14 protein-coding genes are annotated in these 18,165 nt (G+C 73.1%); 10 read left to right on the top strand and 4 right to left on the bottom strand.

The window, feature by feature from the left end; genetic code table 11:
* Positions 1 to 46: 46 nt before the first annotated feature.
* A complete protein-coding gene (locus KKR01S_RS08690; protein ID WP_061225790.1) occupies positions 47 to 1,444 on the bottom strand; it encodes a glycosyltransferase in 1,398 nt (465 codons plus the stop codon).
* Between the two features lie 136 nt (positions 1,445 to 1,580).
* Between KKR01S_RS08690 and alr the strand changes: the two genes are divergently transcribed.
* The 5 genes from alr to tsaD are packed head-to-tail and all read left to right on the top strand — an operon-like array spanning position 1,581 to position 5,980.
* On the top strand, positions 1,581 to 2,903 hold the full coding sequence (alr, locus tag KKR01S_RS08685) for an alanine racemase (RefSeq protein ID WP_058730505.1): 1,323 nt from the start codon (positions 1,581 to 1,583) through the stop codon (positions 2,901 to 2,903).
* Positions 2,900 to 3,496, top strand: coding sequence for a tRNA (adenosine(37)-N6)-threonylcarbamoyltransferase complex ATPase subunit type 1 TsaE (gene tsaE, locus KKR01S_RS08680; protein ID WP_081046245.1), 597 nt, complete (start codon positions 2,900 to 2,902; stop codon positions 3,494 to 3,496). Before alr ends, tsaE begins: the two co-directional genes overlap by 4 nt.
* Before the next feature lie 44 nt (positions 3,497 to 3,540).
* Positions 3,541 to 4,293, top strand: coding sequence for a tRNA (adenosine(37)-N6)-threonylcarbamoyltransferase complex dimerization subunit type 1 TsaB (tsaB, locus tag KKR01S_RS08675; protein ID WP_058730504.1), 753 nt, complete (start codon positions 3,541 to 3,543; stop codon positions 4,291 to 4,293).
* Positions 4,290 to 4,889, top strand: a complete 600-nt coding sequence (gene rimI, locus KKR01S_RS08670) for a ribosomal protein S18-alanine N-acetyltransferase (protein ID WP_081046246.1) — start codon at positions 4,290 to 4,292, stop codon at positions 4,887 to 4,889. The genes tsaB and rimI overlap by 4 nt, the downstream gene beginning before the upstream one ends.
* Positions 4,886 to 5,980 (top strand): tRNA (adenosine(37)-N6)-threonylcarbamoyltransferase complex transferase subunit TsaD, encoded by a 1,095-nt coding sequence (gene tsaD, locus KKR01S_RS08665; RefSeq protein WP_058730503.1) that lies wholly within the window; start codon positions 4,886 to 4,888, stop codon positions 5,978 to 5,980. The genes rimI and tsaD overlap by 4 nt, the downstream gene beginning before the upstream one ends.
* Positions 5,981 to 6,031: 51 nt before the next feature.
* Here tsaD and KKR01S_RS08660 read toward each other — a convergent pair whose 3' ends face one another.
* Together KKR01S_RS08660 and KKR01S_RS08655 are read right to left on the bottom strand one after the other, a co-directional pair.
* Entirely contained in the window at positions 6,032 to 7,204 is a 1,173-nt protein-coding gene (locus tag KKR01S_RS08660; protein WP_058730502.1) for a glutamate--cysteine ligase, read from the bottom strand.
* A gap of 52 nt (positions 7,205 to 7,256) precedes the next feature.
* Positions 7,257 to 8,537: a class I SAM-dependent methyltransferase gene (locus KKR01S_RS08655; protein ID WP_244884132.1), complete on the bottom strand. Its 1,281-nt coding sequence runs from the start codon at positions 8,535 to 8,537 to the stop codon at positions 7,257 to 7,259.
* Positions 8,538 to 8,763: 226 nt separating this feature from the next.
* On the opposite strand from KKR01S_RS08655, the gene groES reads away from it, so the two are divergent.
* From groES to KKR01S_RS08630, 5 genes are all read left to right on the top strand, one after another.
* Positions 8,764 to 9,060, top strand: coding sequence for a co-chaperone GroES (gene groES, locus KKR01S_RS08650; RefSeq protein ID WP_061225789.1), 297 nt, complete (start codon positions 8,764 to 8,766; stop codon positions 9,058 to 9,060).
* Positions 9,061 to 9,121: 61 nt separating this feature from the next.
* On the top strand, positions 9,122 to 10,711 hold the full coding sequence (gene groL, locus KKR01S_RS08645; protein WP_061225788.1) for a chaperonin GroEL: 1,590 nt from the start codon (positions 9,122 to 9,124) through the stop codon (positions 10,709 to 10,711).
* Between the two features lie 294 nt (positions 10,712 to 11,005).
* Positions 11,006 to 13,147, top strand: a complete 2,142-nt coding sequence (locus tag KKR01S_RS08640; protein WP_061225787.1) for an acyltransferase family protein — start codon at positions 11,006 to 11,008, stop codon at positions 13,145 to 13,147.
* A 123-nt stretch (positions 13,148 to 13,270) separates the two neighbouring features.
* Entirely contained in the window at positions 13,271 to 14,788 is a 1,518-nt protein-coding gene (guaB, locus tag KKR01S_RS08635; protein WP_055684533.1) for an IMP dehydrogenase, read from the top strand.
* A gap of 85 nt (positions 14,789 to 14,873) precedes the next feature.
* On the top strand, positions 14,874 to 16,004 hold the full coding sequence (locus tag KKR01S_RS08630) for a GuaB3 family IMP dehydrogenase-related protein (RefSeq protein ID WP_055684532.1): 1,131 nt from the start codon (positions 14,874 to 14,876) through the stop codon (positions 16,002 to 16,004).
* 111 nt (positions 16,005 to 16,115) lie between these two features.
* Here the strand turns inward: KKR01S_RS08630 and KKR01S_RS08625 are convergent, their stop codons facing one another.
* Positions 16,116 to 18,095, bottom strand: coding sequence for a potassium transporter Kup (locus KKR01S_RS08625; RefSeq protein ID WP_224799841.1), 1,980 nt, complete (start codon positions 18,093 to 18,095; stop codon positions 16,116 to 16,118).
* Positions 18,096 to 18,165 lie beyond the last annotated feature (70 nt).

The following is an 18,165-nucleotide window of genomic DNA, read 5'->3' as shown; positions in this document are numbered from 1 at the left end:
CGGATTGGGGGGGGGGCGGGGCGGGGATGTGCCGTGGACCGTGGGGTCAGCGGGCGCTGACCAAGGCCTCGTAGACCGCGGCGGTGCGTCGGGCGGCGTCGTCCCAGGTCAGGGTGCGGGCGTGGGCCAGGCCGCGGGCGCGCAGCCGGGCGCGCAGCGCCGGATCCTCGGCCAGCAGCGCCAGGGACCGGGCCCAGGCCCGCGGGGTACGCTCGGGCACCAGCAGCCCGGCGCGCCCGTCCTTCAGGGCGGTGCGCAGCCCGCCGACGTCGGAGGCTGCCACCGGGGTGCCGCAGGCCTGGGCCTCCAGGGCCACCAGACCGAAGGTCTCGGAGGAGGAGGGGCAGGCCACGACGTCGGCCGCGCGCATCGCGGACGCGAGCTGGGGCGCGGGGCAGGCCGGGGTGAACCGGCAGCGCGCCAGGACGCCCTCGTCCCGGGCCAGCGCGCGCAGCCGCGTCAGGTACTGCGGGGAGGCGCTGCCGCGGATCTCCAGCCGCGCCTCCGGGACCCGGCGGATCAGCTCCGGCAGGGCCCGGATCAGGATCTCGGGGCCCTTCAGCGGCTGGGGGCGCCCTGCGAACAGGATGCGGAACGGCGCGGGGTCCTCGCTCGTCTCCCGCGCGGATGGTGCGGCATCCTCCGGCGCGGACTCCGGAGAGGCGAGTGTCTGCGATCCGGGTTCCTGCGAGGCGGGCGCTGGGGAGGTGGGTCGCTCGGGGTCCGGGTGGAAGACCGCGGCGTCCACCCCCGGGGGCACCGTGTGCAGCCGCCGCGGATCCGCCCCGTACAGCTGCACGAGCTCCCGCGCTTCGGTGTCGGTGTTGGCGATCACGGCCTGGGTAGCGCGCAGCAGCTCCTCTTCGGCCGCGGCCCGCTCCTGCGGTTCCGGCGGCTCCCCGGCCCCGGCGTGGCGGTTCTTGATCCGGGCCGTGGTGTGCAGGGTCAGCACCAGCGGCAGCCGCTCCGCCGTGCGCCCCAGCTGCTCGCGCAGGCTCAGGGCGGCCTGCCCGGACAGCCAGTAGTGCGCGTGCAGCGCATCCGGGGCCGGCAGCCGCTGCGCCACCTCGGCGCAGGCGCGCCCGAAGGCCCCGGTCAGTCGGGCGAGATCCGCCTTGCCGGCCCCGGCGGCCGCGGGCAGGGCCAGGGTGTGCACCCGCAGTCCCGGCGCGGGGCTCGCGGTGCGCACGGACGGGGCGCTCGCGGCGTCGGGCGAGGTGTCCAGGGTGAAGACCTCCACGCGATGCCCGGCGCGGGCCAGGGCGGCGCACAGGTGCGCGATGTAGACGTTCATGCCCCCGGCGTCCCCGTCGCCGGGCTGGGCCAGGGGAGAGGTGTGCATGCTCAGCACGTGCAGGACCAGCCCCCGGGATCCCGGGGCGCGCTCGTCGGCGGCGACGGTGCGCTGGGCGGCGGGTGGTGGGGCATCCGGGGGCGCAGTCACAGCACCCGAGTCTAGGCCATGCCCGCGCGCCGCTGCGGTGCGCTCACCGACACCCCGGCGTCCGCTTGCCCGCCGTCCAGCGCACCGCCCGCCGGGTGCGGCGCGCGGGCGCGGGGACCGGTGGGACAATGGCCGCATGAGCAAGCCCGAACAGCGCCCCGACCCCTCCGCCGATCCCGATTCATCCAGCACGCTCCCCACGGCCGATTCCGCCCAGCTCCCCCCGGAGCGGGCCGCGCTGATCGACCTGGGCGCCGTCGAGCACAACGTCCGGGTGCTGCGTCGCCGCTGCGCCCCCGCCCGGCTGATCGCCGTCGTGAAGGCCGACGCCTACGGGCACGGTGCGGTGCCCGTGGCCCGGGCCGCCCTGCGCGCAGGTGCCGACATGCTGGGGGTGGCCCACGTGCGCGAGGCCCTCGAGCTGCGCGAGGCCGGGATCGACGCGCCCGTGCTGGCCTGGCTGCACACCCGCGCCACGGACTTCGCCGCGGCTGTGGCCCGCGACGTCGAGCTCGGGGTCTCCGGCTGGGATCTGGAGGCCGCCGCCGAGGCCGCCCGGCAGACCGGGAGCACCGCGCGCGTGCACCTGAAGATCGACACTGGCCTGGGCCGCAACGGCGCCACCGCCCGCGGCTGGCCCGGCTTCGCCGCCCGGGCCAGGACCCTGGAGCAGGAGGGCCTCGTGCAGGTGGTGGGCATCTTCTCCCACCTGGCCGTGGCCGATGAGCCGACCCGCCCGGAGACCCGCGAGCAGCTGGCCCGCTTCGACGCCGCCGTCGCCCAGGCCCGGGAAGTGGGCCTGAACCCGCGGACCTGCCACCTGGCCAACACCCCCGGGGCCCTGGCCGACGGCGACGACGCCCAGCACCGGGAGATCCTGCGCGACGCCGTGCGCGTGGGCCTGGCTCTCTACGGCCTGTCCCCGTTCCCAGGCATCCCGTCGGAGGAGCTGGGGCTGCGCCCGGCGATGACCCTGCAGACCTTCGTGGACTCCGTCAAGGAGGTCCCGGCCGGGCAGGGCGTCTCCTACGGGCTGCGCTACCGAACCGAGACCCCCACCACCCTCGCCCTGATCCCGGTCGGCTACGCCGACGGCGTCCCCCGCGTGGCCGAACACGGCCCGGTGCGCATCCACCCGGCCGGGGCGCCCGCCCGGACCTTCCGGGTCGTGGGGCGGGTCGCGATGGACCAGATGGTCGTGGACCTCGGCGAGCCCGGGCTGAGCGACCCCGCCCTGGGCTACCTGCACGCCCCCGCCGTGCTGTTCGGCACCGGGGAGAACCCCGCGGTGGAGGAGTGGGCGCAGGCCGCCGGGACCATCAACTACGAGATCGTCACCCGCATCTCCCCGCGCGTGGACCGGGTCTACCTCACGCCCCGCTCCGAAGCCGAAGGTGAGACCGAGGCCGCCGATGGGGCGCGCGGGCAGGGCGAGGCCGCGGCGGGGGAGTCGGCATGAGCCGGCCCGCCGCCCCCGGTCCCGGGGAAGAGGAGACACTGCCCAAACCGCTGACCGAGGTGGCCCTGCCCGACCTCGCCGCGACCGGCCGTCTGGCCCGGGCGCTGGCCGCCGCGCTGCGCGCCGGGGACCTCCTGGTGCTCACCGGTGAGCTCGGCGCCGGGAAGACCACCTTCACCCGCGCCCTGGGGAAGGCCCTCGGGGTGCGCGGCTCCGTGATCTCCCCGACCTTCGTCCTGGCCCGCATCCACCCCAACGACCCCGACGGCCCCCGGCCCGGCGGACCGGACCTGGTGCACGTGGACGCCTACCGGCTGGGCTCGGTCGAGGAGGTGGACGACCTGGATCTGGAGGCCACCCAGGACCGGGCCGTGACCGTCGTGGAATGGGGGCGCGGGCTGGTGGAGCACCTGGCCGAGTCTCGCCTGGAGCTGACCCTGGAGCGGGCCACGGGGGAGGCCGCCCCGGTGGTGGAGGGCGACGAGGACGACGAGGACCCGCGTCGGGCCCGGCTGGCGGCGTTCGGGCCCCGCTGGACCGGGCAGGCCGGGCGGGACCTGGCCCGGCGCCTGGAGGCCGCCCTGCGCGGCTGACGCGCCCCGGGGGTGCGTCGGGAGGGGGAACTACACTTAGGCGGGTGCTCATCCTCAGCTGCGACACCTCCTCCATCGCCAGCGGCGCCCTGCTGCGCGTGCCGGACGACGCCGGCGCCCCCGAGGCCACGGGCCCCGACCTCGTCGGCCGCGCCGAGGTGCTGGGCTCCTTCGCCACCGAGGACACCCGCTCCCACGCGGAGGCCACCGCGCCGGGGCTGCGTCGGCTCCTGGAGCAGGCCGGGGTGCCCGGCACGGCGCTGGGGCTCATCCTGGTCGGCATCGGCCCCGGCCCCTTCACCGGACTGCGCGCCGGGATCATGACCGCCCGGGCCCTGGGCTGGGCCTGGGGGGTGCCCGTGCGCGGGGTCATGAGCCTGGACGCCCTGGCCGAGGCGGCCCACCGGGACCTGCCCGTCCACGGCGCGCCCTTCCTGGCCGCCGCCGACGCCCGCCGCAGAGAGGTCTACGCCGCGGCCTACCGCACCGACCCCGCCCGGGGCTGGGCGCGCGAGGCCGGCCCCGCGGTCGGGAAGGCCGAGGGGATCCGGGACCTGCTGGGCCCCGCCCTGACCGGGCAGGACCGGCTGCCGCCCGTCGTCGGGCGCGGCGCCGGACTGTACCCCGAGCAGCTGCCCGCCCTGCCCGGGTGGGAGCAGGCGCACCCGCAGGCCGCGGACCTCGCCCGGGCCGGGGTGCGCCGGGGCCTGAACAGCCTGGATGCGGGCACCAGCCCCCTGTACCTGCGCGAATCCGACGCCGTCGTGCCCGCCGCCCGCAAGAAGGCCACCCGATGAGCCCCGGCCTGCCCTCAGACTGCCGCCACCGCCCGATGAGCGCGGCGGACATCCCCGCGGTCCACGCGCTGGAGACCCGCCTCTTCCCGCACGACGCCTGGCCGGTCGAGATGTTCCGCGCCGAGATCGCCCACCCGACCCGCGCCTACACCGCGGTCCTGGACGAGGCCGAACAGGTCATCGCCTACGCCGGGATGATGGCCGTCGCCGAGATCGCCGACGTGCAGACCGTGGCCGTGGCTCCCGAACACGAGGGCCGCGGCATCGGGCGCTGGCTGCTGCACCGGATGCACGAGCAGGCCCGCACCGCCGGGGCGCAGCGGATGATGCTCGAGGTCCGCCAGGACAACGGCCGGGCGCGCGCCCTGTACGAGGGGCTCGGCTACCGCGCCGTGCACATCCGGCCCCGCTACTACCGGGACGGAGCCGACGCCGTGATCATGCAGAAGGACCTGGCCCCGCAGCCCGGACGGGACGGGGCGGTGCTGACCGGGGCCGGCCCGACCGGTGCCGCCCTCACCGGGACGGCGTCGATCGGGGCCGTCGGCGCCGAGGCGCTGGCCGGGAACCCGCAGACCGAGGAGGAGCAGGAATGAACCGCGAGCCGATCGTGCTGGGCATCGAGTCCTCGTGCGATGAGACCGGGATCGGGATCGTGGCCGGGAACCGGCTGCTGACCAACACCGTCTCCTCCTCGATGGCCGAGCACGTGCGCTTCGGCGGGGTGATCCCGGAGATCGCCTCCCGCGCGCACCTGGAGGCCATGATCCCCGCGCTGGACGCGGCCCTGACCGAGGCCGACGTCGAGCTGGGGCAGGTGGACGCGCTCGCAGTGACCGGCGGCCCGGGCCTGGCCGGGGCGCTCATGGTCGGGGTGGCCGCGGCCAAGGCGCTGGCCGCGGCCACCGGCAAGCCGCTGTATGCGATCAACCACCTCGTCGCGCACGTGGGGGTGGGCCTGCTGGAGGGGCAGTCCGGCGCGGTCACCGGCCCGGACGGGAGGCTGCCGGAGGATCTCGGGGCGCTGCTGGTCTCCGGGGGGCACACGGAGATCCTGCGAGTGCACGACATCGCCGGGGACGTCCGCCTGCTCGGGGCGACCCTGGATGACGCGGCCGGGGAGGCCTACGACAAGGTGGCCCGCATCCTCGGGCTGCCCTACCCCGGGGGTCCCGCGATCGATCGGGTCGCCCGCGAGGGGGACCCTCGGGCCTTCCGCTTCCCCCGGGGGCTCAGTGCGCCCAAGTACCTCGGCAGCGCCGAGGCGCCCGGGCCGCACCGCTACGACTTCTCGTTCTCCGGGCTGAAGACCGCCGTGGCGCGGGTGGTGGAGGGCTTCGAGGCGCGCGGGGAGCCGGTGCCGGTGGCCGACGTCGCCGTCTCCTTCCAGGAGGCCGTGGCCGACGTCATCACCGCCAAGGCCATGCTGGCCTGCGCGGAGCAGGGCATCGGCACGCTGCTGCTGGGCGGGGGCGTGGCCGCCAACTCGCGGCTGCGGGCCCTGGCCGAGCAGCGCTGCGGGCAGCACGGGGTGCGCCTGGTGGTGCCCCCGCTGAGCCTGTGCACGGACAACGGCGCGATGGTCGCGGCCCTGGGCTCGCGCCTGGTCGCGGCGGGCACGGCCCCCACGGGGCTGGGCTTCACCCCGGACCCGTCCCTGCCGGTCACCTCGATCTGCCTGCCCTGATTCTCCTTTCGTGAGCCGCCTGCCCTGAGACCCGGCCCGGGCCGACGCCGGTCAGTACCCGGTGCGGGTCAGGCGGGTCAGGTCCCGCACGACGGCGCGCAGGTCGCCGTCGTGCCGGGCGGCCACCCGCCGCTGCCGCTCGGCTCCGGTGCCGCGCTCCAGGATCCGCTCGATCTCCGCCAGCTCCTCGGCGCAGCCCAGGTCATCGGCCAGCGGGGCCAGTCGATCCAGCATCCGCGGGATCTCCTCGCGCAGCGGCGCCTCCCGGTTGCTCGGATCCAGGATCACCTCGGCATCCAGCCCGTAGCGGGCCGCACGCCACTTGTTCTCCTCCGCGCTCCAGCGGCGCAGCACCGGGATGGTGCCGCCGGCCTCCACGGTGCGGGAGGCCTCCTCCGCCAGGCACTGGGTCAGGGCCGCCATGGCCCCGATCTCCTGCAGGGTCGAGGCGCCGTCGCAGATGCGCATCTCCACGGTGCCGTAGCGCGGCACCGGGCGCACGTCCCAGCGGTTCTCCGAGTCCTCCTCGATGACGCCGGTGTCCATCAGATCCCGGGTGTACTGCTCGAACTCCTCCCACCGCTGGAACAGGTACGGCATCCCGGAGGTCGGGATCTGCTGGAAGATCATGGCCCGCTGCGAGGCGTAGCCGGTGTCGTGGCCCTGCCAGAACGGGGAGTTCGCGGACAGCGCCAGCAGGTGCCCGTAGTGGTTGACCAGGTGGTTCACGGTGGGCAGGGCCTTGTCCCGGGAATCCACGCCCACGTGCACGTGCACCCCGTAGATCATCATCTGGTAGCCCCAGTACTGCGTGCGCTCCAGGACCTTGCGGTAGCGCTCCTTGTCCGAGATGACCTGCTCCTCCCACCGGGCCAGGGGGTGGGTCCCGGCGGAGAAGATCTCCACGCCCAGGGGGTCGGTGTGGCGGCGGATCTTCTCGACCATCCCGGCCAGCTGCTCGACGGCCTCGCCGACCCGCTCATTCACGCCGGTGACCATCTCGATGGTGTTGGCCAGGAACTCCCGGGTCAGGTGCGGGGTCAGCCCCTCCGGGTGGATGAGGTCCCGGTGAGGTGCGGTGAGCACCTCGAACAGCTCGGGCGCGGCCCCGATCATCGCGCCGCTGGCGCGGTCCACCAGGGCGACCTCCCATTCGATGCCGAGGGTGGACTGGGTGGAGCTGGCGAATTCGAGCATGAGGGCCTCCAGACGTGATCGCTTCATCCTATCCGCGCCGGTCACCGGCCGATGGCGGCATCCCAGCAGGTGAGCGGGCTCAGACGGGTTCGACGACGAAGCAGGCCCGCTGCTCCCCGCCGGGCTCGTCCCAGCGGGTCGCGAGCAGCGTCGCGTGCCTCCCGCCTGACCCCGGCCCCCGGGACGCACCGGCCAGCAGGCGCCTGCGCAGCCGCTCCGGCACGACGTCGACCCCCCGCTTCTTCACGGTCAGGGACGTGACGCCGTGCTCGCGCACCCAGCGGCGCAGGGTCTTCTCGTGCAGGGGCAGGCGCGCCGCGATCCGCCAGCACCGGGCCCAGTCCAGCTCTCGGGCGTCATCGGAGGTCACGTAGGCGATGCGCTCATCCAGCAGGTGCCCGTCGACGGCCTCGGCCAGGGCTCGCACCTGCCCGGAGCGGATCACGGCGCCGTCGGGTTCGTACAGGTACGCCCCGGGCGGGCCGACGGGGGCCGCGGGCTCCTGCTCGGCGGCCACGGGGGAGTCCAGCACGTGCAGAGCCCGCGGGACCAGTGGGTCCGGTCCCAGCACGGTGGCGCGCCGGCGCACCCCGGGGGTGGCCAGGGCGTTGAACCACAGGACGACCTCCACCACGTCCCCGCCGTGGCTGACCCATTCGGCGGTGGCCTCCGGGGGGATCGCGGCCCGGTCCATGCCCGGGCCCATCTTGACCCCCATCGGCACGCCGGTCGCGGCCAGGCGGCGGATGACGGAGAACGGCGGGGAGAAGGCCTCGGGGTCGAAGATCCGCTGCCGGGTGCGCCCGCGGCCGGATTCCCGGCGGGCCGGATCCAGCCACAGGGCCGTCATCGCGCCGCCGTCCGGGCACCTCAGCTGCCCCGGCTCCAGCTGCTCGACGTCGCCGACCAGCACCCGGGCGTCGGGGAAGGACCGGAGGTTCGCGGCCGCGCAGGCAGCCGTGTGCGGGTCGATCTCCACGGCCAGCACGCAGAGCCCGGCCCGGGCGAAGGCCAGGGTGTCCGCGCCCAGCCCGCAGCCCAGGTCCGCCACCGAGCCCAGTCCGGCCGCGCGCAACCGGGCGGCGTGGTGCTCGGCCACGGCCCGGCGGGTGGCCTGCTCCAGCCCCGGCCGGGTCAGCAGCAGGTGCTCGGCCTCGGGTCCGAACTTGGCCGCGGCCTCGCCGCGCAGCTTGGCCTGGGTCAGCACGGCGGCGGCCCGGTCCGCGTCCAGTCCGGCCGCGCGCAGCCGGGTGGAGGCGGCCAGGGCGTCCTGCTCGCGGTAGTCCAGGCCGGCCAGCAGCGTCAGCTCCTGCTCGTCGAAGGGTGCTGGCGGGGCGGGGGAGAGGTTGGGGAGGCTCACGCGCTCCACCCTAACCGGGCCCCGGACGGCGGCGTCGGTTCCGCCCTCGGCGGAGGCTGGCACTCGCCTTGACCCTCTGCTAACGCCCGGAATAGAGTCGGCTTTAGCACTCTGGCACTCAGGGTGCTAACTGGGCCTGGCGCTCAATCGGCACCGCGACGACGGTTGGCTCGCCTCACCCACAGGCTCATGCCGCGTACCGACAACCCAAGGAAGAAGGTCCACCATGTCCGTCTCCATCAAGCCCCTGGAAGACCGCATCGTCGTCCAGCCCGTCGAGGCCGAGCAGACCACCGCCTCCGGGCTGGTCATCCCGGACACCGCCAAGGAGAAGCCCCAGGAGGGCAAGGTCGTGGCCGTGGGCCCCGGCCGCGTGGACGACAAGGGCAACCGCTTGCCCGTGGACGTCGCCGAGGGCGACGTCGTCATCTACTCCAAGTACGGCGGGACCGAGGTCAAGTACTCCGGCCAGGAGTACCTCGTGCTCTCCGCGCGGGACGTGCTGGCCGTCGTCGAGAAGTAGTCTCACGCATCCGCGCACGAGACCCGCACCCACCCTTCACGACAAGGAGTCATGACGTTCCATGGCAAAGCAGCTGCGATTCGATGACGCCGCCCGCAAGGCCCTCATGGCCGGTGTGGACAAGCTGGCCGACACCGTCAAGGTGACCCTCGGCCCCCGCGGGCGCAACGTGGTCCTGGATAAGCAGTGGGGGGCGCCGATCATCACCAACGACGGCGTGACCATCGCCCGCGAGGTCGAGCTGGACGACCCCTACGAGAACCTCGGCGCCCAGCTGGCCAAGGAGGTCGCCACCAAGACCAACGACGTCGCCGGCGACGGCACCACCACCGCGACCGTGCTCGCCCAGGCGCTGGTCACCGAGGGGCTGCGCAACGTGGCCGCCGGGGCCGCGCCCAACGAGATCCGCCGGGGCATCGAGGCGGCCGTGCAGGCCGTCTCCGAGCGCCTGCGCGCCAACGCCCGCGAGGTCGAGGGCCAGGAGGTCGCGCACGTCGCGGCCATCTCCGCCCAGTCCGAGCAGATCGGCCAGCTGCTGGCCGAGGCCTTCGAGAAGGTCGGCAAGGACGGTGTGATCACCATCGAGGACGGCTCCTCCACGGAGATCGAGCTGTCCGTGACCGAGGGCATGCAGTTCGACAAGGGCTACCTGTCCCCGTCCTTCGTGACCGACGCCGAGCGGCAGGAGGCCGTGCTGGAGGACTCCCTGGTGCTGATCCACCAGGGCAAGATCTCCTCCGTGCAGGACCTCATGCCGGTCCTGGAGAAGGTCGTGCAGGCCAAGAAGCCGCTGACCATCATCGCCGAGGACGTCGAGGGCGAGGCTCTGTCCACCCTGGTGGTGAACAAGCTGCGCGGCAACCTCGACGTCGTCGCCCTGAAGGCCCCCGGCTTCGGGGACCGCCGCAAGGCGATCATGCAGGACCTGGCGATCCTCACCGGCGGCGAGGTCATCACCTCCGAGCTGGGCATCACCCTGGACTCGGTCACCCTGGACCAGCTGGGCACCGCCCGGCGGGTCACCGTGACCAAGGACGAGACCACCGTCGTGGACGGCGGCGGCTCCGAGCAGGCCCTGGCCGAGCGCGTGGCCCAGCTGCGCGCCGAGGTCGAGCGCGTGGACTCCGAGTGGGACCGCGAGAAGCTCAAGGAGCGCCTGGCGAAGCTGGCCGGCGGCGTGTCCGTCATCAAGGTCGGCGCCGCGACGGAGGTCGAGGCCAAGGAGCGCAAGCACCGCATCGAGGACGCTGTCTCCTCCACCCGCGCCGCGCTGGAGGAGGGCATCGTCGCCGGCGGCGGCTCCGCCCTGGTCCACGCCGCGAAGGCCCTGGATGAGGACCTCGGCCTGAGCGCCGAGGACGCCCGCACCGCGGTGGACATCGTGCGCCGCTCCCTGAACCAGCCGCTGCGCTGGATCGCGGAGAACGCCGGGGCCGACGGATTCGTCGTCGCCGCCCGGGTCGCGGAGCAGGAGGTCGGCCACGGCTACAACGCCGCGACCGGGCAGTACGAGGATCTGGTGGCGGCCGGGGTCATCGACCCCGTCAAGGTCACCCGCTCCGCCCTGGAGAACGCCGCCTCCATCGCCTCCCTGGTGCTGACCACCGAGACCCTGGTGGTGGATCAGCCCGAGGAGGAGGACGAGGACTAGCCTCTTCCCTCCGGGTCCCGTGATGCGCGGGCCCGTCTCCGCGCGATCCCCGTCGCCCGATGCCCCGTCCAACCGGGGCCTCCGGCGGCGGGGATCGCGCGTTCCGTCCGCCGCATCAGCCCGGAGGCGAGGGCCGCGGAGCCGGTGCGCTCAGGTCGGAACCCCGTGGGGAGGGGGACGGGGCTGCCGAGCCGGAAGCCCCGATTCGGCTAGGATGTGAGGGTTTGCCCCCGCTCGGAGCGGGGACGCTCACTTCCGCAGTCGCCGCCCCGTCGAGGATCCCCCTTTCTCCGCATGACCCCGCCATCATCGATCCCCTCAGCCCCCGCCGCGGCCCCGGGCACGCAGCCGCCGTCCACCGTCCGCGACGCCGTGGGGCTGGGCACGGGTCGGGCCCCTGCCCCCGCCCCGGCATTCCGGCCGGAGATCCAGGGGCTGCGCTCGCTGGCCGTGCTGCTGGTCGCCGCGTACCACATCTGGTTCGGTCGGGTCTCCGGCGGGGTGGATGTGTTCCTGTTCATCTCCGCGTTCCTGATGACGCTGTCCTTCACCCGCCGGATCGAACGCGGGGAGCGGATCGGGTGGCGGCGGTTGAGCACGTACTGGGTGCACGTGTTCAAACGGATCCTGCCCCTGGCGGTGCTCACGGTGCTGCTGGTGCTGGTCGGAACGCGGGCGCTGCTGGGTCCGGAGCGCTGGCTGCCGATCCTGCGGGAGTCCGTCTCGGTGCTGACGTACTGGGAGAACTGGTACTCGATCGCCCACGCGGTGGATTACTACGCCGCGGACTCCGGTGCGGCCTCCCCGCTGCGCCACTTCTGGTCGCTGTCCGTGCAGGGGCAGATCTTCCTGACCTGGCCCCTGCTGTTCGCGCTCGGGGCCCTCATCATCCGGGGCCTGCGCCTACCGGCCCGTGCCGTGCTGGGGACGCTGTTCGGTCTGATCTTCGCGGCGTCGCTGGCTTTCTCGGTGATCCTCACCAGTGCGGATCAGCAGTCCGCGTACTTCAACACCTTCGCTCGGCTGTGGGAGTTCGCCCTGGGCTCCCTGCTGGCGATCCTGCTGCCGCTGCTGCGCGCCCCGGCCCGGGTGCGGGCCGGGCTGGGGTGGATCGGGGTCGCGGCGATCCTCCTGTGCGGAGCGGTCCTGGATGTGCAGGGAGCGTTCCCCGGATGGATCGCCCTGTGGCCGACGCTGGCGGCCAGCCTCGTGATCTTCGCGGGGCAGACCGGCACCCGCTGGGGTGCGGACCGTCTGCTGTCCTGGGGTCCTCTGGTGCGTCTGGGCGGATACTCCTACGCCCTGTACCTGCTGCACTGGCCGCTGCTGGTCTTCTATCTCTCCCACGTCGGCCAGGAGAAGGCCGGGTTCGTCTCCGGGGTCGGCCTGCTGGCCCTGTCGCTGGCCGGCGCCGTCGCTCTGACCCGCTGGGTGGATGCGCCGCTGCGCTCCTGGCGGTGGGCCGAGGCCGGGCGCTGGCGCTCCCTGGCGGTCATCGGCCTGTGCCTGTGCCTGGGGCTGGGCGCGGCGATGGGATGGCAGGGACAGATCCGCCACCGCCAGGCGGTCTTGGATGCTCATGCGGAGCGGGATTACCCCGGGGCCAGGATCCTGGAGTCCGGGTACGTGTACCAAGGAGATCCTGATCCGGAACTGACCCCCACCGAGGTGGTGCGGGTCGGTGACTGGGCTCAGAGCCACTTGGGCAGCACCTGCGATCGAGTCATGCATCCGGCACCCGCCGGCCTGCCCGGCGAGCAGTGCTACTACTCGGTGCGCCAGGATCAGCCTGACCGCACCGTCGTGGCGGTCGGCAACTCCCACACGGAGCAGTGGATGACCGCGATGATGGATCGGGCGCGGCGCAGCAACGAAGATCTGATCTTCATCCGCTACCCGGGGTGCTACTTCACCACCGCCCAGGACAACGGCTCCGAGCAGTGCCAGCAGTGGGTGCCTCGAGCGGAGGAGCTGATCAACCGATTGCACCCGGACGACCTGGTGATCCAGTCCACCTTCGCCACCCATGACGGCGCCGCAGAGGTCATCCGGCCCGGAACGGAGGAGCAGGTTCGCCGATGGTCGGGCCAGGGCATCCGAGTTATCGGCATCAGGGACAACGCCCGCTTCCCTCAGTCGCACATGGACTGCGAGAAGCAGAAGGGGCTGGATGCCTGCACCTTCGAACACGTCACGGCCGGCACCGGCGATCCCACGCTGGCCTGGCAGCGGTCCATTCCCGGATACGCCTCCGTGGACATGGACGACATCATCTGCCCAGAAGGCCGCTGCCCGCCCGAGGTCGGCAACGTGTACACCTACATCGACGACAACCACATCACGGCCACCTACGTGCGCACCGCCCAGGCGTTCTTCGACGAACGCTTCGAGACGGCTCGGCGGACCGCGGACGCGGCCCAGCGCATCGACGGCTGAGGACCTCCGGCCCGGCGTCTAGGATGGGGGGAGGAATACCCGCGTGTCCCGCGGAAGCCGCCTCGGTGTCCGTCGAGCGGCCCGCCCGGACGCGGCCCGCGCCCAGCGAAAGGCTCAGCACCCGTGACCCAGCCCACCGCACTGTCCGAGGACCCGTTCGGCCTGACCGGCCTGACCTACGACGACGTCCTGCTGCTGCCCGGCAACACCAGCGTGATCCCCTCGGAGGCGGACACCCGCACCCGCCTGTCCCGGCGCATCACCCTGAAAACCCCCATCATCTCCGCGGCCATGGACACCGTCACGGACTCCCGCATGGCCATCGCCATGGCCCGCCTCGGCGGGATGGGCGTGATCCACCGCAACCTGTCCATCCAGGACCAGGCCGAGCACGTGGATCGGGTCAAGCGCAGCGAATCCGGGATGATCACCAAGCCGGTGACCGTCGGCCCCGAGGCCACCCTCGAGGAGCTGGACCAGCTGTGCGGGCACTACAAGGTCTCCGGGCTGCCCGTCGTGGACGAGGACGGCACGCTGGTCGGGATCATCACCAACCGGGACACCCGCTACCTGCCGGAATCCGAGTTCCCCGTGCGCACCGTGCGCGAGGTGATGACCCCGATGCCCCTGGTCACCGGGCACGAGGGGATGAGCAAGGACGAGGCCTTCGCCCTGCTGTCCTCCCACAAGATCGAGAAGCTGCCGCTGGTGGACGACGCCGGGAAGCTCACCGGGCTGATCACCGTCAAGGACTTCACCAAGACCGAGCAGTACCCCCACGCCACCAAGGACGAGGAGGACCGCCTGCGCGTGGGCGCGGCCGTCGGCTTCTTCGGCGACGGCTACGACCGGGCCATGGCTCTGATCGAGGCCGGGGTGGATGCGCTGTTCATCGACACCGCCAACGGCCACTCCCAGGGCGTGCTGGACATGATCGCGCGGCTGAAGAAGGACCCGGCCGCGGACCACGTGGACATCATCGGCGGGCAGGCCGCCACCCGCGAGGGCGCCCAGGCCATCGTCGACGCCGGGGCCGACGCCGTGAAGGTCGGGGTGGGGCCGGGCTCGATCTGCACCACCCGCATCATCGCCGGCGTCGGCGTCCCCCAGATCACCGCGATCAACGAATCCGCCAAGGCCACCATCCCCGCAGGCGTCCCGCTGATCGCCGACGGCGGGCTGCAGCACTCCGGGGAGATCGGCAAGGCCCTGGTGGCCGGGGCGGACTCCGTGATGCTCGGGTCCATGCTCGCCGGGTGCGACGAGTCCCCCGGGGACCTGATCTTCGTCAACGGCAAGCAGTTCAAGGCCTACCGCGGCATGGGGTCGCTGGGGGCCATGCAGACCCGCGGCAAGAACGTCTCCTACTCCAAGGACCGCTACTTCCAGGCGGACGTGAAGGGCGAGGACAAGCTGATCCCGGAGGGCATCGAGGGCCAGGTGGCCTACCGCGGGCCGCTGGCCGCGGTGCTGCACCAGCTGGAGGGGGGCTTGCGCCAGACCATGTTCTACGTCGGCTCCCACGACATCGACGAGCTCAAGCACAAGGGCCGCTTCGTGCGCATCACCCCGGCGGGGCTGAAGGAATCCCACCCGCACGACATCATGATGACCGTCGAGGCCCCCAACTACCGCCGCTGAGGCCCGCTCCGACCCGGCCCGCTCACGCCCCTTCCCGGGTGGTGTGCCGCGCCCGGCGTCGGAGCCCGAAAGGACGAGAACACCCGTGAACGACATCGAGATCGGGCGCTGGAAGCGCGCCCGCCGCACCTACTCCCTGGACGACGTCGCCCTGGTCCCCTCCCGGCGCACCCGCGATCCCCGGGACGTGAGCACGGACTGGCAGATCGATGCCTTCTCCTTCCCGACCCCGATCCTCGGGGCGCCCATGGACTCCGTGATGTCCCCGGAGACGGCCATCGCCCTGGGGCGCCTGGGCGGGCTCGGGGTGCTGAACCTGGAGGGGCTGTGGACCCGCTACGAGGACCCGGAGCCGTACCTGGAGGAGATCTCCCTGCTGCCCCGGGACGACATGCCGCGGGTGACCTCCCGGATGCAGAAGATCTACGCCGAGCCGATCAAGCCGGAGTTGATCACCGCCCGCCTGGCCCAGATCCGCGAGGCCGGGGTCGTGGTGGCGGGGGCCCTGACCCCGCAGCGCACCCAGGAGCACTACGAGACCGTGGTGAAGGCCGGGGTGGACCTGTTCGTGATCCGTGGGACCACCGTCTCCGCGGAGCACGTGTCCCAGAATCAGGAGCCCCTGGACCTCAAGCGCTTCATCTACGAGCTGGACGTCCCGGTGATCGTGGGCGGGGCCGCCGGCTACGCCCCGGCCCTGCACCTGATGCGCACCGGTGCGGCCGGGGTCCTGGTGGGCTTCGGCGGGGGAGCGGCCAGCACCACCCGCCGCGCCCTGGGCATCCACGCCGCGATGGCTTCGGCCATCTCCGACGCCGCCCAGGCGCGCTCGGACTACCTGGATGAGTCCGGCGGCCGGTACGTGCACGTGATCGCCGACGGCGGGATGGGCCTGTCCGGGGACATGGTCAAGGCCATGGCCATGGGGGCTGACGCCGTGATGATCGGCGCGCCCCTGGCCCGGGCCGCGGAGGCCCCCGGGCGCGGGTACCACTGGGGTCCGGAGGCCCACCACCCGGAGTTCCCGCGCGGGACCCGCACCCCGATGGAGCAGGTCGGCTCCCTGCAGGAGGTCCTCTACGGGCCCAGCCACCATGTGGACGGCACCTCGAACCTCATGGGCGCGGTGCGCCGGGCGATGGCCACCACCGGGTACTCGGATCTGAAGGAGTTCCAGCGCTCCGACGTCGTGCTGACCCACCGCCAGCGCTACTGAGCGACCCCGCTGCGACGGCCCCGCATCCCGACCGCCCGAGGGCGGGACGGGTGCGGGGCCGTCGACGTCGGCGCGCCGGAGCTGGGACGCCGGCGCCGGACCGGGCGGCGCCTACAGCTCGGCCTGCGCGCCCATGACCGTGGTGGAGTCCGGGGGCAGGTGGAAGACCTGGGTCTTGTTGGCGGAGAACTTCTCCAGCAGCCGGAACACGGCCTTCTGCCAGCGCGGCATGCAGCGGTCCTGGCCCCGCTCGATGCGGAACACGGAGAGCATGTAGGTGGCCTCCCGCGGGTCGAACTCCAGTTCCGGGGCGCGGCCCACGGCCAGGCGCAGGGCGTCCGGGAGGTCCTGGGAGTCGTTGAACCCGACCCGGCACAGCACGTGCACGATGCCGTCCCCGGGATCGCCCAGCTCCGTGACCACCAGCCGGTCCTCGTGGCGCACGTGCGGGACCCCGATGTTCTTCATCGTCATGATCACCACGTGCTCGTGCAGCACGTGGTTGAACTGCACGTTGGAGTGCAGGGCCAGCGGCGCCGTGCTGGGATCCCCGTGGGGATACACGGCCACTCCGGGCACCCGGGGCACGCGGTGCTCCTTGACATAGGCGACGAACTGCTCGATCGGCCCCTCCATCTCGGCGCGCCGGCCGAACATGATCCGCGAGCCGCGCCGCCAGGTGAGCATCAGGGTCGCGGCGATCGAGGCGATCAGCAGCGGCAGCCACCCGCCGGAGAGGACCTTGAGCACGTTGGCCCCGAACAGCAGCAGCTCCAGCCCGCCGATCACCGCGCCCAGCGCGATCAGCCGCGGCCAGGACCAGCCCCACACGGCCTGGGCCAGCAGCAGGAACAGCGAGAACTCCAGCAGCAGGGTGCCGGTCACGGACAGCCCGTAGGCGGCGGCCAGCGAGGAGGAGGAGCGGAAGATCAGCACCAGGGCCAGGACCCCGAGGAACAGCAGGAAGTTCACGGTGGGCATGTAGATCTGTCCGCCCTGCTCCCGGGAGGTCTGCACGACCTTCAGCCGCGGCAGCAGCGAGAGGCGCGTGGCCTGCCGGGACACGGAGAAGGCCCCGGAGATCACCGCCTGGGAGGCGATGACGGTCGCGCAGGTGGCCAGGACCACCAGCGGCAGCTGCGCCCAGGAAGGCGCCAGCAGGTAGAAGGGGTTGGCGATGGCCGCCGGGTCGGAGAGGATCAGCGCCCCCTGCCCGAGGTAGTTGATCGCCAGGCCCGGCAGCACCAGGCACAGCCAGCCCAGCAGGATCGGCCGGCGCCCGAAGTGGCCCATGTCCGCGTACAGCGCCTCCACGCCGGTCACCGCCAGGACCACCGCGCCCAGCGCCACGAAGGCGACGATCGGGCGGTCCGCGGCGAAGGACAGCGCGTAGGTGGGGGACAGCGCCCGCAGGATCGCGGGGTTCTGCACGAGGTGGGGCAGGCCGAGCAGGATTAGCACCGCGAACCACGCGACCATGACCGGCCCGAAGGCCTTCCCGATGGTCCCGGTGCCCCAGCGCTGGACGAGGAACAGCACGGTGAGGATCACCAGCGCGATCGGCACCACGGCCTCCTCCAGCCCCGGGTCCGCGACGCTGAGGCCCTCCACGGCCGAGAGCACGGACACCGCGGGGGTGATCAGCGAATCGCCGTAGAACAGGGCGGCGCCGATGATCGCCAGCACCAGCGCGGCGCCGGCGCGTCGGGAGCGCAGGCCGAGCTTGCGCCGGATCAGGGCCGCCAGGGACAGGATGCCCCCTTCGCCCTGGTTGTCGGCCTTCATGATGAAGGTGATGTAGGCCAGGGTGACGATGAGGAACAGGCACCACAGCAGCATCGAGACGACGCCGAGTACGTCCTCCTCGGTGGGGGCGATGAACCGGTCGTGCAGGGTGAACACCGTCTGCACGGCGTAGAGCGGGGAGGTGCCGATGTCCCCGAAGACGACGCCGAGGGCGGCGATGACCAGCGGCAGCACCGGTCCGGGGTGACCGTGGGGCAGCTCCAGGGAGACGGTGTCGAAGGGTGCGGAGGAGGAGTCGGCGGGAGCCGACGGATGCAGTGGTGCAGGGCCCGCGGGTGCGTTCACGAAGCGTCATCCTGCCACCACGCTCCCGGCGTGGCAAGCGGATGGCGCGCCCGGGTCTCACGGGCCCCGC

Origin of the sequence: Rothia kristinae NBRC 15354 (assembly GCF_001570865.1) — a bacterium.
Taxonomy (GTDB): domain Bacteria; phylum Actinomycetota; class Actinomycetes; order Actinomycetales; family Micrococcaceae; genus Rothia; species Rothia kristinae.
Note: the sequence above shows the minus strand (reverse complement) of the source record. Positions and strands in the feature narration are given on the sequence as shown.